This window comes from Saliterribacillus persicus (assembly GCF_003337485.1).
Classification (GTDB): Bacteria; Bacillota; Bacilli; order Bacillales; family Amphibacillaceae; genus Saliterribacillus; species Saliterribacillus persicus.
In genome coordinates this window covers 194,003-213,820 of sequence record NZ_QPJJ01000001.1, presented here as the reverse complement: position 1 = coordinate 213,820, position 19,818 = coordinate 194,003, and the positions used below count along the sequence as shown (strand labels likewise).

Here is a 19,818-nt window from a genome sequence, read left to right as displayed (position 1 = left end):
GATTTTATGGAGAAAGAAACTATATATAAAAATGACAAAGGCAAAAAGATAATTTCAGAACACTATGAGAATTACATAGAAGCATTTAAGTTTGAGTACGAACGAATTTATGTTGATACAAGCTATGGTAAAACGCATGTTTTAGTAGCAGGGCCTCCTGAAGGAAAACCTATTTTTATATTCCAAGGCGGAAATTGTATAAATCCAATGACTTTATCGTGGTTTTTACCATTAATAGGGCAGTACAGAATATATGCACCAGACACGATTGGGCATCCTGGATACAGTGATGAAAATAGAATGTCAGCAAAAGACGATAGTTTTGCTCACTGGATAGCGGAATTAATGCATAATTTTAATGTGGAACGTAGTGCATTTATAGGTCCATCCTATGGAGCTGGTATCATTTTAAGGTTAGCTACATTTATGCCAGAGAAAATTGATTGCGCCGTATTAGTTTCACCAGCTGGAATAAAACTAGGTTCTAAATTAAAAATGATGAAAGATATTTTACTTCCATTAGTTTTGTTTAATGCTACTTCTAAGGAAAAGTATCTAAATCAAATTACTGGTATTATGTCTGATGGAAGCATGAAAGAAATGGATAAAAAAATTATCGGTGATGTATTCAAATACGTAAGCCTTGAACAAGATATGCCTAAGCTAACGGAAAAGAGTGAATTAGAAAATTACCAATCTCCCACTTTAGTTATAACTGGCAAGAAGGATATATTTTTCCCTGAAGGAAAATTGAATAAAGGTGCTCAAGAAATTATTCCTAATTTAAAAGCATATAAGGCTTATGATATGGGACATTTTCCATCAGAAGATTACTTGGTAAAAATAAATGAAGATGTAATAGGTTTTTTGAAAACTTATTATTAAAACACGCAAATTTTAGAATGAAATGTAATAAAAAAAACGAGAATACACTTTTAGCTTGTATCTCGTCTTTTAATCGTTTTAAGAAGGGATTGTCATTTTTAGTATAAGTCAATTTTTTCATCATTACCTTTTTTTAGCTCTTTTAATTCGCTTAAAATTGCTTTTTGTATTAACAAGTTTTCTTTTTGTATTGCCATTAATTCATTTTGTCGTTTATGTGATGATTTAGCGACCTTTAAAGCAAAAATAAGCAAAAGTGTGGTGAAAATAGCTAATACAATTGCTACAATGATCATTATATTCAGAAAGTATAGTAGATCCATAATTACTCCTTTCTTACATGTAGTTTAGTCGGGATTCGGTATAGAAACAGGTATATCAATATCTATGTCTTCTCCTAAGGAATTGTCGTTTTGGTCAGTTGGAGCCTTTACATGAAAATTAACCTCTTCTAGCGACTCTGTCATTGATTCTTCCAATATATATGATACCGTCACATAATAATCACCGGCACCTGTATCGGAATCAATATATGCAAAGTTAATATTCAGAGCAGTACTCATTAATCCTTCAGGTTTATGAAATTCTTCTCCAGAATCAGTTGTCAGCTGAAAATTATCTTCCGTAAAATTAATATTTTCTTTTTCAGAAGTCACAGTCATATGTACTTCTATAAATTCTATTTTCCCTTCTGGCAAACGACCATTTAAAAAATCCTTATTTATTTCTCCTCTTTTTACCGCAACAGATTTAATCATTATGGATATGGGACCTGTCTCATATGTACCAACGTCATTTTTCCCTTTCAGAGTTTCAAACTCACCCATACTAAAGATGCTATCATCATTGTTTTCTTGATCATTTGTTGTTTGGTTTTTCTCTACTGGTGAATCACCGTCTTCATTTGCACTGTTTTGTTCATTCTTGTCTGAATTAACACTGCATGCACTTACTATTAATAATGAAATGGATAAGCATATGTATAACGAATATTTCAAGGAGACCCTCCTGTAATTTTCGGCAGTGAAATTATAACATGACTTGGAAAAATAATGCAATTATCCTTCAGTTAAATTGTTGTATATTCTAGCAAAAATGATCTTCATTCTTATTCTCTTGGACATTCTGCACCATACTAGAGACAAATATAGCAGGACAACTACCTTTTTTAGAGTAGATTAGGAACAAGTCCAACCTATTAGCAGGAAAATTAATATAGTAATAGTGAAAGATGCTGAAAGGAGGGAGAATAAGTTGGAAGAAATAAACCAGGAACTATCAAATTTATCTAAAAGTCTAGCAGGTGTGGCTGTTTCCAGTGTCTTAAAAAAACACAAGATAACAACTGATGAATCTATCACAAACCAATTATCAGAGGAACAAAAACAAGAATTAAGAAATATTTCTGAAAAACTAGAAGTTCTCGTTAGTGATTTTACTTCAAAAAACAAACCAGAGAATGTTAAAGAGAAGCTAGAGTCAGTAGAAAGTCCGTTACGAGAATTAGTGAAAAAAAATACGAAAAAGGAGAGTGATGAATAATGAGTACGAGAATGGAACAAAGAAGAAGAAGAGCAATTGATGAATTCTATGGCTGTAATTCCAATCACAATAGTAATGCTGCTATTCAGCAGAAGGATACGCAGGACGCTGACATTTTTCAAGGATCCTTTGAATTAATCGAAGTTAGAGATTCTTGCGGGGTGGATATTACAACTACGGATACGCAAGTAGCTGTATCTATTCAAGCAGCTCTAAAAGTTGCTATCGCACTTGTTGTTAACATTACGATTACAGATAGTAATCGAGCAGAGTTAGTTACCCAAGAATTACTTCAACGCGCAGAAATTGATCAGGTTAATAGACAAAGGATATTAATAGAAGGATCAGAAAATGTAACTGTCACCACTACTGATACGGATGTAGCAATTTCCCTGCAAGTACTAGTTCAAATTTTGTTAGCATTACTAGTACAACTGGATATTTTTTAATATCCCATAGGATTTGCTTATACTCCCTCAGATTGCCAACTCAAAGACAGAGTTGGCTTTTTAACTGATATTTTCCTTCGCTTCAATATCCTTTACTACATCCTCTAGCGTTACAGATATTAAGACCTTTTCCATTGCAACTTGAGCAGCTGTAAATATTGGCTCGATAGTATTCTGAACGTTTTTCCCTACTATACATAATGGATTTGGATTATCATGAATGCTAAATAAATCGTTCTCTTGTACAACATTTACAGCCTTGTACACATCAAATAATGTTATTTCAGCTAATTCCTTAGTAAGTTTTGATCCTGCAATACCTGGTCGGACCTCGATTAAACCTGCTTTTTTTAGCATACCCATAATTTTTCTGATTACAGCTGGGTTAGTGTTAACACTTGAAGCCAGAAATTCAGATGTGGTGGTACTTTCCTTATTTATATTAATTAATGCTAATATATGAATTCCAACAGAGAATCTACTGCTAATAGACAATTTCTAGTCCCCTTTCTTATATACGATCTACTTTTTAATAAATCAATTTATCATGTAATTAAAGTGATTACAAGTTTATTATACCAATTCTTGAGCAAAATAATAGCTGTAGTAATTAATTGACATATCTTTATCTTGTAACTAAAATGAATACATGTAATCAAAATAGTTACAACTTAAAAGGAGAGAGTTATTTATGAAATTATTAGTTACTGGAGCTACAGGTAAATTAGGTTCAAAGGTCGTAAAAACATTACTTACATCAATACCATCAAGTGATTTGGTAGTAAGTGTCAGAAATCCTGAGAAAGCAGAAGACCTTAAAACACAAGGTATTGAAGTGAGACAAGGAGACTTTGATCATCCAACAACCTTAGATAATGCTTTTAAAGGAATTGACCGCTTATTAATTATTTCAGCAGATGGTGACGATGAAACAAGAATTCGTCAGCATTTAAATGCGGTTGAAGCGGCAGAAAGGGCAAAGGTTAAATTTATTGCTTACACAAGTATAGCGAAGGCGACAGAGAGTAAGAATATTATGGCTCCACCCCATGTTGAAACAGAAGCGGCAATTAAGAAGACCGGGATTCCTTATTCTATCCTGCGGAATAATTGGTATTTAGAAAATGAAACAGGAAGTATACAAGGTGTCAAGGCAGGAGCTCCATGGGTAACATCTGCTGAAGCAGGGAAAGTAGGCTGGGCACTTCAACAAGATTATGCAGATGCAGCGGCGAAGGTTCTAGTAGAAGATGGTCATGAAAATACCGTATATGAACTTTCAGGACCTTTATTAACTCAACAGGAATTTACAGACGCACTTAGTATTGTATTGGATAAAGAGGTGGCTATTCAATCAGTCACAGATGATGAATATGCAGAAGTCATGAAAGGCTTGGGCTTACCTGATGCTGTTATACCAATTGTAGTCGGTATTCAACAAAGCATTCGTAACGGTTCACTAGAGGTTGAAAATAGTGACTTTGAAGAAGTACTCGGTCGCCCAGTCACACCAATAAAAGAAGCCTTAACGCAAATAGTTAATGATATTTAAATAAAGAAAATTCGACAGGTGCCAGGCACCACATCCCGAAATTCCTAAAATATGTTTAATTTTTTATAAATGGGGGTATAAAATGAGGTAACTATTTACGGGAGGAGTGATAGTATGCCTTCTATTAAAGATGGTGAGGAATATATTGATGTGAAAGCTGGGCGCTTTCGTCTTTATTTAAATAAACGGTATCAGGTTTTTTCTACGATTAATGATATGCTAATTGGTATATTATTTGTGCTTGGGAGCATATTGAATTTCTGGTCGAGTCTGGAAATGGAGGGGATGATTGCTTATCTCCTCGGAAGTATTTTCTTAGTGGTAAGGCCAGTCTTACGCTTAATTAATAGCGCTACCCTGCGAGATGAAATTAAGAGTAAAGATACCTATACAACTTAATAGATAAAAATAGATTCTCTTTTTTATAAAGAGGATTTATTTTTATTTATTATATGTGACTTTTGTGCTAATTATTTTTATTTGATAGTACATATTTATCAATAAAATATTTTATTTATGTTATGATTAAGGGTATAATTGATCATATAAAGACATGTGCAATTTAGATATTAAATTTGCAGTACTTATTATATTTTTTAAATATATGTCCTTAAGAGAAGGTTGGGATGAAAATGCGAGCAAATAAAAGCTCAATCATTGGCATTGTCTTGGTAATTACTTTTTTGTATTATCTTCTACTTTTATTATTACAAGATAATCCGTGGGTTAGGGTTTTAGTTACCATAACGGGTTTAATTTTAGCTGGTTTTCTATGTTTGAAGTGGATTTATGATGCATATAAAATTACCAAGGATAAACAGAAAAAGTTCTGGCTTTTGATTGGAATTGGAGTGTCGTTATATACCATTTCTAGTATTTACTGGCTTATTATTGTAATCATTCAAAAGGTTACTGATTATCCTGACCTATCTTATGCGTTATGGTTATTTGCCTATATCTTCTTTCTCACAGCACTTGTATATAAAATTCGTGTAATTGAAACATCGATCAACACGAGTCCTTATTTATTTAACATGGGGATATTTATAATCGTTTCCGTATCTATTACCGTTCACTATTTACTTCAACCAATCCTAGCATTTTCCGGTGAATCTACTCTTGTCTTTGTAATTTCTATATTATATTTAGTTGTAGACTTAAGTATTATCTTTGCAATTTTGATTATTTATTATCTTTCCTTATATAGTAATGAAAAAGAATCGCTCTTATTCATTGTTTGTGCCTTCTTTTTCCAAGCACTAGCTGACATGATGTTTGTTTACGCAACCCTTAATGATTTTTATGAAGTAGGAATATACATTGATGCCATATGGCTCTTTGCACTTTTATCTATGGGTATTGCAGCAAAATTTGTTCAAAAAGACTTTGCGTCTTTTGATTGGAAAATATTACGTTCCTTTGATAGCAAGGATACCTATTTTCCTTATATTGGTGGAATTGTTTTAGTGATCCTAGTAAGTGATAGTTATAATTGGGAAATGAATGCCCTAAGTATTGGTATTAGTTTTGTTTTTATTTTAGTGATTACTCGACAAATTGTAGTAATGCGTAAAAATAATCAATTGGTAAAGGAATACCGTTACTTAGCCTATCATGATTCCTTAACCTCTTTAAAAAATCGAACTAGTTTTGTTAAAGAGTTAAAGCTTTTCTTGAAGCAAGCAGAAACCCTAGATACCTCTATTTGTGTTTTATTATTAGATTTAGACCGTTTTAAAAATGTCAATGACACGCTAGGACATCATTACGGGGATGAAGTACTAATGGAAGCAGCTCAAAGATTGAAAATGGGGGCTGATTGTCAATCAGAAATATATCGAATTGGCGGGGATGAGTTTGTTATCATTATACCGGATATAGATAAAGAAGAGTGTGAAAGGATTGCTAAATCAATTCTTGCTATATTTGAGTCTTCCTTTGTTATCGATAATCATGAAATTAACATCACCCCAAGTATTGGGATAAGCATGTATCCAACAGATGGGAAAAAGGGAGAGACTTTACTTCGATATTCAGATGCAGCAATGTATCATGCAAAAGAAACGGGGAAAAATCGATACCATTTCTTTAATCAAAAATTAAATGAAGATATTGTTAGAAAAATGACATTGGAAATAGAACTGAAAAAAGCGATGCAAAATGATGAATTAATGGTACATTACCAACCAAAATTCGAGTTAAATAGTAAAAAAATAATTGGAATGGAAGCTTTATTAAGATGGAATCATGCTACTCTAGGAGCTATTCCACCACAGGAGTTCATTCGAGTTGCAGAAGAAACGGGGCAGATATTACCGCTCGGTGAATGGGTTTTAAGAAAAGCGTGTGAAGATACAAAAGAGTTGCATAAAAAAGGATATCAAAAAATAGCCATTGCTGTGAATGTTTCCGTGCGTCAATTCGAAGAGCAGGGGTTTGTTGAGCTTGTAGAGCAAGTTTTAGAGGAAACCGGACTAGAAGCAAAATATTTAGAGTTAGAAATAACTGAAAGTATAATGCAAAATGTCGCACATTCTACCGAAATTTTAAAAGGATTAAAGGCAATTGGAGTGAAAACAGCTATCGATGACTTTGGAACAGGCTATTCTTCGCTCCACGTTTTAAAAACATTACCAATCGACACGATTAAAATCGATAAATCTTTTATAGATCAAATGGAAGTGATAACAAATTTCTCTATCGTAAAAACAATTATTGACATAGGTTTAAATCTGAACTTGAAGGTTATAGCAGAAGGTATTGAAACACACTTTCAGCATGAGATTTTGATCGACCTAGGTTGCGAGTTAGGGCAGGGATATTTATTTTCGCAGCCGGTCTCCTTAAAAGAATTAGAGAACCATCTATTATTAGCCGTATAGTAAAATTTTTTCAAACAAAGATTCTAATTTTTGAAAAAATTTGTTAAACTATTCCTTAGGTCTAAAATATCGAAAGGTTAGATGAATAGTGAAAATCTTTAATTAGAAGTGGGTATTTTAATGAGGATAATGGACGTTAGTATCCTAATAAGTTCCACTAACCATCGGTAACTTTACAGGGATAGGGGGGAGTCTATTGAAGCGAATGCGAAGGAAATATCAGATAGTGATTTTAGGCGGTATTTTATTTTTAGCACTACTGATAATATTTCTATTGGACTACTCCTATAAAAAAACAAGTGAGGTTTTTACTGACCAGACTGAAATAACTGTATATGATATTAAAAAAGAATATTTAAAAGAAAGTGTTTTAAATGTAGTAGGAGAAATTAAAGTTTTAGAAGATGAACAAAAATCTAGCTTCTTACAATCAATCTATGAAAGAATGACATTACTTGAAAATTCCTATGACCGAAATGCAGAAACGTTTCTAATAGAATTAGATGAAAGTCTATTAAACGGCTTGAATAGTAAAGTATCAGTATATGTCGAGGAAGAAGATGAAATGGTATTTACTAACGATAACAATAATGACGTTGTTAATATTGCCGATAACGAAGAAGCCTTTTCTGTGTATGAGGACAGGAAAATAGGTCCATACAGCATTGTCATGGGAGTTAAGACAGAAGATATGGTGAAAAAAATAAAAGGAAGCATTCGTGCAATCATTTACCAAGCCGAGTATTCTCAAAGTGCATATATTTGGGTGAACGAAGTCTTAGATTATCGTGGTGGTGAGAATTACGCCCTACGCAGAATACATCCGTATTTGGCTTATACAGAGGGAGATTATTTATCGACCTATACAAAGGACCTTATGGGGAACACTCCCTATCAAACAGAACTTGATGGTCTGATGGAAAATGGAGAAGTGTTCTATACGCACTATTTTGAAGAGTTGAATTCTGCTAATATTTCAAAAAAGCTTTCCTATGCTTATCTATACGAACCCTTTGACTGGATCATTGCAATGGGTGTGCATACAAATGAAATCGATGTATATGCGGATGAAACTGAAAAAAAGAGCATGAATTTATTAACCTCTATGAAGCAAGGGGTACTCTACTTTTTGCTTAGTAGTGTTATCGTTTTACTAGCTATCTTTTATATCGTAGAGAAAAGATATTATATAAACTTTAGAAACCGAACAAGAAAGGAATTATACACAGATCCATTAACAAAAGGATGGAATAGACGAGCTGGACAAGAAGATTTAGAAGAATGGTTTGAAAACTATAAAGGAACAGGCATCTCTCCGATTGTTTACATGATAGATATTGATAATTTCAAGCATGTGAATGATACCTATGGTCATGATATAGGAGATCAAGTGATTTGCGAAACAGTGAAAGCGTTGAATCACGTGATTCGAAATACGGACCGCGTTTATCGATGGGGTGGAGAAGAATTTTTACTTGTCTGTGATGGACTGCATGTAGATATGATCGACACGTTTACTACTGTTTTACTAAACGCTGTTCGAAAGCATGATTTTATTGTTGAAGCAGTGAAATTAAAAATAACGGTTTCCATTGGTGTTTCGCATTTTAAAGCGGACGATATCACCTATCATGATGCAGTGAAACGTGCAGATATAGCCCTCTACAAAGCGAAAGCTGAAGGAAGAAATCAATACCACTATGATGAACAATCACATAAATAAAAAAACTGTACTTCCAACATAACTGGGGGTGCAGTTTTTTTGTGTTAATAAGAATTTTCTCGGCCAAATTTAGATGAAGCTTGGACAATTCATTCACTTTCATGACCAATTCGAGGGGAAAACTATATTTATTAAAAGATTTTTTGGGAAAATTGATCTGCGTCAATTTTTGTTCAGCTCTTCTGGCGTAAGATTAAACTATACAAAGGAGGAGATGGAATATGACAACGTCAGTAATTCAACTGGAGGGCTTGACTTGTCCGTCATGTGTGAAAAAGATTGAGGGCGTAGTTGGGAAGATGCGCGGCGTGGAGAATGTAAAGGTATTGTTTCATGCACAGAAGGTGAAGGTTACCTTTAGCCAAGAGCAAATTATAGCGAAGGAAATTAGTGAGCAGATTTCTAAGCTTGGATATTCTGTAGTGGGTGAAAAATAATGAAACGATATCCGAAGAAACAAACTGTAGTTATGATGATAGCGGGAGCACTTATAGTACTAGCATTTGTTGTGCCAAGTTTAAAAGACTTGGCACTCCTAAGTGCTACCGTACTTGCAGGTGTACCGATTGGGGAAAAAGCATGGCAGGCACTTAAATTTAAAGCGTTTAGCATCGAATTGTTGGTAACAATTGCAGTCATTGGTGCTTTATTTATTGGTGAATACGTAGAAAGCGCGGTTGTGACATTCTTATTTTTATTTGGTGCGTATTTAGAAGCAAGTTCGCTCGCGAAAACACGCGCATCGTTAAAAAGTTTAATGGATCTCGCGCCTGTAGAAGCACGGGTGGTAAGAGAAGGTGAAGAATTAACGATCGACGTGTCAGAGGTGAAATTAGGTGACACTGTCCGGTTACGTTCAGGTGAAAAAATTCCAGTGGACGGGAAAGTGCTAAGTGGCCATTGTGTAGTAAATGAAGCAGCGGTGACAGGAGAGAGTGTCCCTGTTACTAAAAGCGTGGATGCTACCGTTTTTAGTGGGACCTTGGTAGATCATGGTTATGTCGATATCGTAGCTGAAAAAGTCGGCGAGGATACAACGGTTGAAAAACTGATCGCACTGGTAGAAGAAGCTCAAGAATCCAAAACGAAAGTGGAAAAATTCTTACAAGCTTTTGCACGAATATATACACCATCTATTATTGTATTAAGTATTCTCGTTCTTGTGATCACAAAGAATCTTCACATGGCGATTACCTTTTTAGTGATCGCCTGTCCTGGTGCACTTGTGATTGGGGCACCAGTATCGACGGTAACGGGTATCGGAAATGGAGCGAGAAATGGCGTGCTAATTAAAGGCGGCGAAACGATGGATCGCTTAGCTAAAGTAGACAAGATTATTTTTGATAAAACGGGCACGTTAACAGAAGGGAAGCCTTCCGTTGAAGACATCCATGTTATCGATAAAAGCTACACTGAACAAGACCTATTACATTTAGCAGCTACAGTCGAACAGATTTCAGAGCATCATTTAGGAAAAACAATTGTAGCAGAAGCGAAGAAACAAGGTTTAACTAAGCTGGAGAAGATCACGGAAGGCACGGTCAGAAAAGGACTAGGTGTCGAAGGAATGCTAGATGGCCAAAAAATAATAGTAGGAAACCGTGCTTTGATGAAGGAATCACACGTCGACGTTTCGGACGTATTACTACAAGCCGTTACAAAAAAAGAAGCAAAAGGTAAAACGGTTGTATTTATAGCGATTGATGGAAAATTAGTCGGTAGTCTATCCATTTTTGATAAAATTAGAGTAGACGCAAAAGACGCCATCGCAAAATTAAGAGCATATGGTGTGGAAGAGATTGTGATGCTGACTGGTGATAACAAGCTAACCGCTAAAAGTGTCGGAACAGAGCTTGGTTTGGATCAGGTTTATGCCGAATTGTTGCCAGAGGATAAACTTTCCTATGTGAAGAAGTGGCAAGCTGATGGCCAAATTGTTTTAATGGCTGGTGACGGAATTAACGACGCACCATCGATTGCAACAGCAGATGTTGGCGTTGCGATGGGTGAGGGAGGAACTGATATATCCATGGAAACAGCTGATGTTGTTTTAATGGCAGATAAGCTTGATCAACTTGCACATGCCTTTGCCTTAGCAAAAGCAACCACCAAAAATGTAAAACAGAATACCTATCTTGCCGTTGGTGTGGTCGCGATTTTATTAATAGGTGTCTTGATGGGTTCCGTGCACCTCGCTTCAGGCATGTTTATCCACGAAGCAAGTGTCTTACTGGTGATATTAAATGCCATGCGGTTAATGAAATTCGGTGAGTCCAAACGCAAAAAGGTGAGGCGCGTACTAGCAGAACGTACCGCTTAATATGATAAACTAGTAAAAAAGCGAGGTGATCAAGTGAGTTCTACATGTAATCATTCCTATCGTGGTTGTGTAGCTGGAGTGCCGATTTTTAACCATTTAGAAGCTGAGGATTTAGATGAAATCATGAAAACCGTGCACTCCTCTACCTACCAAAAGGGAGAGCATTTATATCATGCAGGCGATACGCTTGGTGCTTTATACATTGTGCATAAAGGAAAGGTTCGCATTTACAGGATGAACGAGGAAGGAAAAGAGCAGCTTGTGCGTCTATTGTCAGCTGGTGACTTTACCGGTGAGCTCGCTCTTTTCACAAACAAAAAAGAAGAAGCCTATGCAGAGGTAGTAGAAGATGCGCAAGTATGCCGGATCACACAGGATGATCTGCACAGTTTTTTAATGCAGTACCCAACAATTGCGCTTAAAATTATGCAGGAATTTGCAACGCGTCTTGATACCGCAGAAACCCAGACGGCACTTTTTGCACAGGAGCGAGTAGAAACCAGAATTGCAAAATATTTATTAACCTGTACAGAAAATAATACCGCAAGACTCACGATGACCAAAAGAGACCTAGCATCCTATCTTGGCACTACACCGGAGACGATTAGTAGACGCTTTTCTGATATGGAAAGAAGCGGGATTATTCAGAAACAAGATTCTCGCACCTTCCTAATTCTAGATCAAGTACAATTAGAAGAGTTATAAATCAACTGCCCCAGAAAGCTAGATAATAACGAAGATCCAAAGTGGAAAAAGGGTTATCAAACCCCCTTTTTCACTTACCGTCATTGACGAAGAAACAACCCTCGACAATTATTAAATACACTGCACTTGAACATATTAGCAACAGTTTCTGGCAAAATAACACCAGCTTTATCACACATTAAACTGAGACCCTCCGCTTACGCAAGTTAAATTCTGAAACCAATTGGATCCACTTCATATTGCCTAGAATCCACCATAACAAAATATACCTTATAGTCTCAGTGAACTGATCAGTTACCTTTTCAGGTTTAAAACCCGCGAATAATAAATTTTTCATTTAGCTGTTGTGAGTTTATAAATAGTATGGTATAAATATATTGTACAATCGGTTGCCATTTAATAAATGAACAATATTAATTATATTGTTCATATTTTTATTAATTTTATGCAAACGATTGCACATAAAAAGATGTGGATTTTTATTTTTTATTAAAATTTGAAAGGGGTTACAAAATGAGGAGAAAGAAAAAAGGTTTTTCCATGCTCTTAATATTTTTAATCTTATTTAGCACAGTATCATCCTATCTACCTGTTTCCGTTTCAGCTGCAGAGCTAGAAAGTCCAGTTGTAAATGACGATAACACGGTGACAGTTACTTACGAGGATGTTGAAGCAGAAAAGGTGCGTGTAGCAGGTGACTTTAACGATTGGGATCCTAGTGCATTAAGCATGTCTGATGATGGTTCTGGAATATGGACTGCTACGACATCTGCACTAACACCTGATATTTATGGATACAAGCTTGTTGTAGGAGAAGATGGGTGGAAGACTGATCCACTTAATCCAGCTACTTTAAGTAATGGCAACAGTAAATTAGTAGTGCCAGGGCTTAACTTAAGTGAAGTACCTAATAAAGTGGCGATAGGTTCTAGCACTTCATTAACTGCTAATCTAGTTGATGATTCTGGAAATAATCCAACATCTGATGCTACATGGTCACTTGTCGGGGAGCCAACAGGTGTAAGCCTAGACGGGGCCAGTTTAGAGGTTGCTAGTGATGCTGCTGTAGATGCAACCTTCACAGTAAAAGCAACACAAGGAGATTATGAAACAACAAAGGAAGTACAGGTGATTGCCGGTAATAATGAGTTTACTGTACATTATTACAGAGAAGATCCTGCTACTTTCACTGATTGGGATTTTTACTTCTTTCATGAAAGTGGAGAATTTGATGCAGTTGGAAAAGCGTTCGATTCAGTAGATGATAGTGGTGATTATAGATTCGCGCATGGAACCTATTCTTTCCCAACCAATGAAGTAACCCTTCTTACTAGAAAAGGTGGAGAGAATTGGGATGACCAAGAAGGTGAGCGTGTTATAACGGTACCAGAAGGTGAATCTGCTACAGAAGTATGGGTAGTTGAAGGTAAATTAGATGTCTTTACTAGTCGACAAGATGCGATCAACGCTATTACTGGCGACGAACAAGAGGAAGAACGACGTCGAGTACGGTTGTCTTATACTCGAGCAGATGAAACATTTGGAGATTGGAATATATGGGTATGGAATACGGGTGTCAAAGATGATCAAATTAATTTTGACACTATTCAAGGCGATACTGCAGTAGCTAATATTGCTGTCTCAGAAGAAGCAGAAGAAATTGGTTTTGTTCTACGTAGCACAGAAGATTGGGATACAGCAGAAAAAGAATTTGAAGATGATCAGTTTATTTCAGTAAACAAAAACGATCTTCTTACAAAAGCTTATATTATTAGTGGGACAGATGAACTAAGAGTTGTTCCAGATGGCTCAGCACCTAATGTAGATAAAGGAAATGCCACTTTCTATTATCGTGATAAAGAACTTTACTCAAACGATGCAATGGATACGATTGATAAAGTAGAGTTGAAGATTAACAATGAAACATATGAAATGCCATATGAGCCATTAAATGAAAGATTTGTTTATACGGTTAATGGAATTTCAACTGGTGAGACATCTTATTCTTACCTCATTACAAAGGATGGCACAACAAAAGAGGTGACAGATCCTTATAATACCGTAGATGGCGCTTCTACTATTAGATATAATGAGCAGGTTGATTTAACGGTTTCTGGTTCTGTCTCACCTGCAGCGATTGATTACAATCAAAATGCAGTTTTATCTGTCGGTGTGGAAGGTTTAACAGATGATATTGAAATTTCTGAAATATACGCAGATGTTAGTTCGTTAGGTAATTCTAGTAAACTTGCCATTGATCCATTACTTAAAGAAGTATCGATAGCAGTAGATGATCACGTGACAGCAGGGACGAAAGAAATTCCTTTAACTGTTGTTGATTCTTATGGAAACCAATACACATCGAGTACACAGGTTGATGTGAAAACAAGACAATCTGTTGGAGAAGAAGATTTTGATTGGGACGAATCTATTATTTACTTTATGTTAACAGATAGATTTTTTGATGGAGATTCTTCTAATAATGATCCTTATGGAATTGGCTTTGATACGAGTAAATCAGGCACGTACCATGGTGGTGACTTTGAAGGGATCACGGAAAGGTTAGATTATTTGGATGACCTTGGTGTAAACACCATTTGGATTAGTCCCATTGTAGAAAATATTGAGTATGATGTTCGTTATGACGCAACAGATGGCATTGATGGAGAGCCATACTATGGATACCATGGTTACTGGGCTAGTAACTTCGGTAAGTTAAATCCTCACTTTGGTACAATGGAGGAATTTCATAGATTAATTGATGCTGCACATGATCGCGGTATAAAAATTATGGTTGATGTGGTATTGAATCATACAGGGTATGGTTTAAAAGAGATTAATGGAACGGTTTCTAATCCTCCTGAACAATATCCAACGGATGCTGACCGTGACCGATTTAGTGATCTTGTGCGACAAGGTTCTAACGTTGGAACTGCTGAGGTTGTCGGTGAATTAGCTGGACTTCCAGATTTTAAAACAGAAGATCCTGCAGTACGCCAACAAATCATTGATTGGCAAACAGCTTGGATTGAAAATGCTACAACACCAAATGGAAATACAATCGACTATTTCCGTGTAGACACCGTAAAACATGTCGAAGATGCTACGTGGATGGCATTCAAAAATGCACTTACTGAAAAAATGCCTGAGCACAAAATGATTGGGGAAGTTTGGGGCGCGAGTGTAGGTAATGACTCTGGCTACCTGGAATCAGGAATGATGGATTCCCTTCTTGATTTTGGTTTTAAAGGGATTGCTCATTCATTTGTGAACGGCGATTTAACCGAAGCGAATGATAGTCTAATTGATCGCAACGAGAAAATTGATAATACAGCAACCCTAGGCCAATTCTTGGGCAGTCATGATGAAGATGGATTCTTGCACAGTCTTGATGGAGATGAAGGTAAATTGAAAGTGGCGGCGTCACTTCAAGCAACTGCTAAAGGGCAACCTGTCATTTATTATGGGGAAGAACTTGGACAAAGTGGAGCTAATAATTATCCATACTACGATAACCGCTATGATCTTGATTGGGATCAAGTAGAGGGTAACGATGTTTTAGCACACTATACAGAGATTCTGAACTTTAGAGCGGATAATTCTGACATATTTGCTAAAGGCGATCGAACTACTATTGGAGGAGAAAATAGTGAGGACTACTTACTATTCTCTCGTAACTACAATGGAGACGCTGCATACGTTGGATTAAACGTCGCAGAAGAGGCATTAGATATTACCGTTTCTGTTGATTCAGCAGATGCAATTGTCACAGACCACTACTCTAATCAAACATACAACGCTACAGCTGCTAACGAGGTTTCTTTAACGCTCCCAGCTATTGCTGATGGTGGTACAGCGCTGTTAACTGTTGAAGGTGGCTCAATTACAGGAGTAACAACTAATACTAGTGATAATAGTGATGATGGAGATGCCGTAGAACCAATTCCAGATAATCATATCCGTATTCACTATCAACGTACAGAGAATGACTACGAAAACTATGGTGCTTGGTTATGGAATGATGTAGAGAGTCCATCGGCTGGATGGCCAGATGGTGCTACTATGTTTGAAAAAACAGATAGCTATGGTAGCTATATTGATGTGGAATTAGCTGAAGGTGCGCAAAATATAGGATTCCTAGTTATGGATGTAACCAATGGTGATGCTGGAAAAGACGGAGGAGATAAAGGATTCACGATCACTTCTCCTGAAATGAACGAAATTTGGATTAAACAAGGTTCTGATGAAGTATTTACTTATGAACCAGTAGATCTACCGGAAAATACTGTCCGTATTCATTACTTGCGTGATAACGCAGACTATGAAAACTACGGTGTTTGGAATTGGGGCGATGTAGTAGCTCCATCTGAAACTTGGCCAACTGGTGCAACAGATTTTGAAGGTACTGATCGTTACGGCGCATATGTAGATATCGAATTAACAGAAGATGCACAAGAACTTGGATTTATCGTCCTTGATGAGTCAGGTGGCGGTACGAAAGATGGAGGAAACAAAACATTTAATTTACTAGATAAATATAATCGTCTATGGGTTAAACAAGGGGATGATAATGTCTATATTTCTCCTTACTGGGATGTGGCAACAGGTATTACAGCAGCGGAGGTAATTTCTGAAACTACTATCCAACTAAACTTTACGATGACTGAAGGTTTAACAGCAGAAGATCTAGTGAGTGATTTAGAAATTGTAGATGCTGATGGAACTACTGTTACCGTGGAATCTGCTGAGATCACAGGAGATAAAACTGCAGACGTGACCGCAACCTTCGATATTAATAAGCTTCCATTGTCTATCACATATTCTGACAAAACAGTTTCTGCAAGCTCTGGTTGGAAGTTTATTGATGAACAATACGGTTATGAAGGCGATGACCTAGGTGCAACATATCAAGATGGCGATGCTACACTTAAATTATGGGCTCCTAAAGCGAGCAAAGTAGTTGCAAACTTCTTTGATAAAGAGGATGCAGCTACAGAAATTGGTAGTGTTGAATTAACTAATGAAAACGGCGTTTGGACAAAAGAAGTCACTGCAAGTGAATTAGGGTTATCTGATCTAGATGGTTACTACTATCAGTATGAGGTTACAAATGATGGTGTAACAAAAGAAGTATTAGACCCTTATGCAAAATCAATGGCAGCTTTCACTCTTAATACAGAAGGGGAAGCTGGACCTGATGGAGATGACGTTGGTAAGGCTGCAATCGTTGATTTAAGCGGTACAGATCCAGAAGGATTTTCTCATGCTGACATCGATGGTTATGAAAAACGGGAAGATGCTGTTATATATGAAGTACACGTTCGCGATTTTACATCTGATTCTTCCATTGAGGGTGACCTAGATGCTAGATGGGGTTCTTATCAGGCCTTTATCGACAAGCTCGATTATATTGAATCATTAGGGGTAACGCATGTTCAGTTATTACCTATTATGGCTTGGTATTATGGTGATGAAACAGCGATGGATGAAAGGGAATTAGATTACTCTGCTGGAGGTAATGAATATAACTGGGGATATGACCCACACAGTTACTTCTCACCAGATGGAGCATATTCTGAGGACGCAACTAAAGCTAAATTAAGAGTAGAAGAAACAAAAGCATTAATTGATGCGATCCATGATGCTGGAATGGGTGTAGTACTTGATGTAGTTTACACGCATACTGCAAAAACAAGTACGTTAAACGACATTGTGCCAAATTACTATGCGTTCCAAGATGCTGAAGGAAACTTCCTCGGTGGTTTTGGAAACAACCTAGCAACCAACCATCAAATGGCTGAAAAGCTTATGGTTGATTCTGTTAAATATTGGTTTGAAGAATACAAGATAGATGGTATGCGTTTTGATATGATGGGGGATGCAACATATCCAGCTATTCAAAATGCCTATGACGCTGCTGCAGAAATCAATCCTAATGCTTTATTTATTGGAGAAGGTTGGAGAACATTTGCAGGAGATCTAGATGATCCAACGCTTGAAGGTATGGGAGCAGATCAAGACTGGATGGATAAAACAGATGATGTTGGTGTGTTCTCGGATGAAATGCGTAATGAATTAAAATCTGGATTTGGTTCAGAAGGGGAACCACGCTTTCTTACTGGAGGTGCTCGAAGTATTGAAACAATCTTTAATAATATCAAGGCACAGCCTTCTAATACACCATCCGATGATCCAGGTGACATGGTTCAATATATTGCAGCACATGATAACTTACCTTTATTTGATGTCATTGCTCAATCTATTAAAAAAGATCCAGCAATTCCTGAGAACAACTTAGAAATCCATAAGCGAATAAGAATAGGTAATTCTTTAGTACTAACCTCTCAAGGAACGGCATTTATTCATGCTGGACAAGAATATGGTAGAACAAAACAATGGCAAACAGATGGAGTACCCCAACAGAAATATCATGAATTAACTGATGAAAATGGAGATCCATTTAAACATCCGTATTTTGTTCATGATTCGTATGATTCTTCTGATGCAATTAATATGTTTGAATGGAAAAAAGTAACGGATGAATCTCTTTACCCTGTTAACACGCTAACGCAAGCCTATACGCAGGGGTTAATTGAGCTAAGAAGATCAACCGATGCATTTCGTCTCGGAGATATGGAACTTGTAAACAGTAATGTCACATTAATTGATGCGCCTGAAATTGCAGATCAAGACTTACTAATTGCCTACAAAAATGAATCTACAGATGAAACAGGAGCCTATTATGTGTTTGTAAATGCTGATACAACAGAAAGAGTCCTTACGCTAAGTGAAGACTTAACTTCTGGAACTGTTGTAGTAGATAATGATGAAGCGGGAACTGCAGCCGTTTCTGAAAAGTCTGGGTTTAGCTTAACATCAGATTCTATGTCTATCGATCCGTTAACTACAGTTGTTATCAAAGTATCTGATGACGAACCGGGCACAGACGAACCAGGCACCGATGAGCCGGGAACAGATGAGCCGGGAACAGATGAGCCAGGCACAGATGGGCCAGGAACAGAAGAGCCAGGCACGGATGAACCAGGAACAGATAAACCCAAAAAGGATAAAACAAGTAAAGTTGTCATCAAAGACGAAACAGACTTGGTGATAAACGATAATAACAAAGTTTATTCTTACAGCAAGAAAGCAAAATCCGTTACAATTAATAAAGAAGTTATTTCTAAGTTAGATCCAGATTTTTCTGTTGAGCTAACGAATGGAAAAGCTACATTATTAATACCAATTAAGTTATTCCCAGAGGGGACAGATGTTACCATTAACTTTGAGAAAGTTTCTAAGAAAGTAGCTATGAAGAACAAAGATGCAGTGAGTGAGCTAATTGATTTTTCAATCATTGCTGATGGTAAGGAAATCACTGAATTTCCTGATCAACCAATAACAGTAACGTTTGCTGTCAATAAAAATAAAGTGAAGAACTGGGAAGATTTAAAAGTTGTTTACATCGATGAAAATGGTGATCACAAAGAAATAATTTCTCCAATTTCTTATAATAAAGAAAAAGGTGAAGTTGTAGCGGAACTTACACACTTTAGTGCGTATGGTGTATTTGAAATTGCTAGTGATTCTGACGATGAAGGTGCTAGCAAAGATAACGGCGAAGCATTACCAGATACCGCAACAAATCAGTATAATTGGTTATTGGTAGGTGGTTTACTACTAGTTATCGGTGCCATCACATTGGTTGCAGTAAGAAGAAAAAGACAACAAAGCTAGAGCATAAAATGCGCCTTATAGAG

General features: G+C 36.5%; 14 protein-coding genes. 11 read left to right on the top strand and 3 right to left on the bottom strand.

Annotated elements, in window-relative coordinates; genetic code table 11:
* The first annotated feature begins 6 nt into the window (after positions 1-6).
* The gene (locus tag DFR57_RS00885) at positions 7-885 is read left to right on the top strand and encodes an alpha/beta fold hydrolase (protein ID WP_114351247.1); all 879 of its coding nucleotides are present in this window, start codon (positions 7-9) and stop codon (positions 883-885) included.
* A 98-nt stretch (positions 886-983) separates the two neighbouring features.
* On the opposite strand, the gene DFR57_RS00880 is transcribed toward DFR57_RS00885, so the two are convergent.
* A complete protein-coding gene (locus tag DFR57_RS00880) occupies positions 984-1,208 on the bottom strand; it encodes a hypothetical protein (RefSeq protein WP_114351246.1) in 225 nt (74 codons plus the stop codon).
* Positions 1,209-1,232: 24 nt separating this feature from the next.
* Positions 1,233-1,883: a hypothetical protein gene (locus DFR57_RS00875; RefSeq protein ID WP_114351245.1), complete on the bottom strand. Its 651-nt coding sequence runs from the start codon at positions 1,881-1,883 to the stop codon at positions 1,233-1,235.
* A gap of 256 nt (positions 1,884-2,139) precedes the next feature.
* Between DFR57_RS00875 and DFR57_RS00870 the strand changes: the two genes are divergently transcribed.
* Positions 2,140-2,427 (top strand): hypothetical protein, encoded by a 288-nt coding sequence (locus tag DFR57_RS00870; RefSeq protein WP_114351244.1) that lies wholly within the window; start codon positions 2,140-2,142, stop codon positions 2,425-2,427.
* Positions 2,427-2,876, top strand: coding sequence for a spore coat protein (locus DFR57_RS00865; protein ID WP_245937344.1), 450 nt, complete (start codon positions 2,427-2,429; stop codon positions 2,874-2,876). The genes DFR57_RS00870 and DFR57_RS00865 overlap by 1 nt, the downstream gene beginning before the upstream one ends.
* Positions 2,877-2,936: 60 nt before the next feature.
* On the opposite strand, the gene DFR57_RS00860 is transcribed toward DFR57_RS00865, so the two are convergent.
* Positions 2,937-3,371, bottom strand: coding sequence for an Rrf2 family transcriptional regulator (locus DFR57_RS00860; RefSeq protein ID WP_114351243.1), 435 nt, complete (start codon positions 3,369-3,371; stop codon positions 2,937-2,939).
* A 196-nt stretch (positions 3,372-3,567) separates the two neighbouring features.
* Between DFR57_RS00860 and DFR57_RS00855 the strand changes: the two genes are divergently transcribed.
* From DFR57_RS00855 to DFR57_RS00820, 8 genes are all read left to right on the top strand, one after another.
* Positions 3,568-4,428: an SDR family oxidoreductase gene (locus tag DFR57_RS00855; RefSeq protein ID WP_114351242.1), complete on the top strand. Its 861-nt coding sequence runs from the start codon at positions 3,568-3,570 to the stop codon at positions 4,426-4,428.
* A 114-nt stretch (positions 4,429-4,542) separates the two neighbouring features.
* The gene (locus DFR57_RS00850) at positions 4,543-4,827 is read left to right on the top strand and encodes a YrhK family protein (RefSeq protein ID WP_114351241.1); all 285 of its coding nucleotides are present in this window, start codon (positions 4,543-4,545) and stop codon (positions 4,825-4,827) included.
* Between the two features lie 227 nt (positions 4,828-5,054).
* The gene (locus tag DFR57_RS00845) at positions 5,055-7,310 is read left to right on the top strand and encodes a putative bifunctional diguanylate cyclase/phosphodiesterase (RefSeq protein WP_114351240.1); all 2,256 of its coding nucleotides are present in this window, start codon (positions 5,055-5,057) and stop codon (positions 7,308-7,310) included.
* A gap of 205 nt (positions 7,311-7,515) precedes the next feature.
* On the top strand, positions 7,516-9,033 hold the full coding sequence (locus tag DFR57_RS00840; protein ID WP_245937359.1) for a sensor domain-containing diguanylate cyclase: 1,518 nt from the start codon (positions 7,516-7,518) through the stop codon (positions 9,031-9,033).
* A 221-nt stretch (positions 9,034-9,254) separates the two neighbouring features.
* Positions 9,255-9,470 (top strand): heavy-metal-associated domain-containing protein, encoded by a 216-nt coding sequence (locus DFR57_RS00835; RefSeq protein WP_114351238.1) that lies wholly within the window; start codon positions 9,255-9,257, stop codon positions 9,468-9,470.
* Positions 9,470-11,353: a heavy metal translocating P-type ATPase gene (locus DFR57_RS00830; RefSeq protein WP_114351237.1), complete on the top strand. Its 1,884-nt coding sequence runs from the start codon at positions 9,470-9,472 to the stop codon at positions 11,351-11,353. The genes DFR57_RS00835 and DFR57_RS00830 overlap by 1 nt, the downstream gene beginning before the upstream one ends.
* 33 nt (positions 11,354-11,386) lie before the next feature.
* Positions 11,387-12,058: a Crp/Fnr family transcriptional regulator gene (locus DFR57_RS00825; RefSeq protein ID WP_245937343.1), complete on the top strand. Its 672-nt coding sequence runs from the start codon at positions 11,387-11,389 to the stop codon at positions 12,056-12,058.
* Between the two features lie 513 nt (positions 12,059-12,571).
* Positions 12,572-19,795, top strand: coding sequence for a pullulanase (locus DFR57_RS00820; RefSeq protein WP_114351236.1), 7,224 nt, complete (start codon positions 12,572-12,574; stop codon positions 19,793-19,795).
* Positions 19,796-19,818: the final 23 nt, after the last annotated feature.

What these genes read in the sequence shown, in the direction of transcription:
- DFR57_RS00845 (WP_114351240.1), top strand. Translation starts at nt 5,055, where the DNA reads ATGAAAATGCGAGCAAATAAAAGCTCAATCATTGGCATTGTCTTGGTA.
- DFR57_RS00885 (WP_114351247.1), top strand. Translation starts at nt 7, where the DNA reads ATGGAGAAAGAAACTATATATAAAAATGACAAAGGCAAAAAGATAATT.
- DFR57_RS00820 (WP_114351236.1), top strand. Translation starts at nt 12,572, where the DNA reads ATGAGGAGAAAGAAAAAAGGTTTTTCCATGCTCTTAATATTTTTAATC.
- DFR57_RS00855 (WP_114351242.1), top strand. Translation starts at nt 3,568, where the DNA reads ATGAAATTATTAGTTACTGGAGCTACAGGTAAATTAGGTTCAAAGGTC.
- DFR57_RS00840 (WP_245937359.1), top strand. Translation starts at nt 7,516, where the DNA reads ATGCGAAGGAAATATCAGATAGTGATTTTAGGCGGTATTTTATTTTTA.
- DFR57_RS00830 (WP_114351237.1), top strand. Translation starts at nt 9,470, where the DNA reads ATGAAACGATATCCGAAGAAACAAACTGTAGTTATGATGATAGCGGGA.
- DFR57_RS00850 (WP_114351241.1), top strand. Translation starts at nt 4,543, where the DNA reads ATGCCTTCTATTAAAGATGGTGAGGAATATATTGATGTGAAAGCTGGG.
- DFR57_RS00865 (WP_245937344.1), top strand. Translation starts at nt 2,427, where the DNA reads ATGAGTACGAGAATGGAACAAAGAAGAAGAAGAGCAATTGATGAATTC.
- DFR57_RS00835 (WP_114351238.1), top strand. Translation starts at nt 9,255, where the DNA reads ATGACAACGTCAGTAATTCAACTGGAGGGCTTGACTTGTCCGTCATGT.
- DFR57_RS00880 (WP_114351246.1), bottom strand. Translation starts at nt 1,208, where the DNA reads ATGGATCTACTATACTTTCTGAATATAATGATCATTGTAGCAATTGTA.